The organism is Xenorhabdus bovienii, assembly GCF_024721015.1.
Lineage (GTDB): Bacteria > Pseudomonadota > Gammaproteobacteria > Enterobacterales > Enterobacteriaceae > Xenorhabdus > Xenorhabdus bovienii.
The window spans coordinates 1-276 of record NZ_JANAIF010000409.1 but is presented as its reverse complement, the minus strand read 5'-3'; the positions used below and the strand labels follow the sequence as shown (position 1 = coordinate 276).

Below are 276 nucleotides of genomic sequence, written 5' to 3'. Positions count from 1 at the left end.
GTGATTTGTCGCTGTTGTTCAATTTCCCGTATTGCCTGCTTATCCAGATTGCACTGCTCAATCACCGTCAGTAACTGCTCATTCAGAATGAGACTGTCACTCCATGTCATTTTGTCGGGAATGACCGGAGGCAGACAATCAGCGAGCAGATGTGCCGGAATGGGTATCGATGGCACCGGAACGTATTCGGTTCGTGTGCTGCTGCAACCGGATAACAGCCCCATCAGGCACAAGGCGATTGGCGCAATCATTATGGGCAACAACCGATTTGATGAC

At 50.4% G+C, this 276-nt stretch carries 1 protein-coding gene; it reads right to left on the bottom strand.

Translation table 11 applies throughout. The annotated features are described in order from the left end of the window. On the bottom strand, positions 1-224 hold a 224-nt coding region (lysC, locus tag NXS07_RS22435; RefSeq protein WP_438818399.1), incomplete at its 3' end, for an Rz1-like lysis system protein LysC. Positions 225-276: the final 52 nt, after the last annotated feature.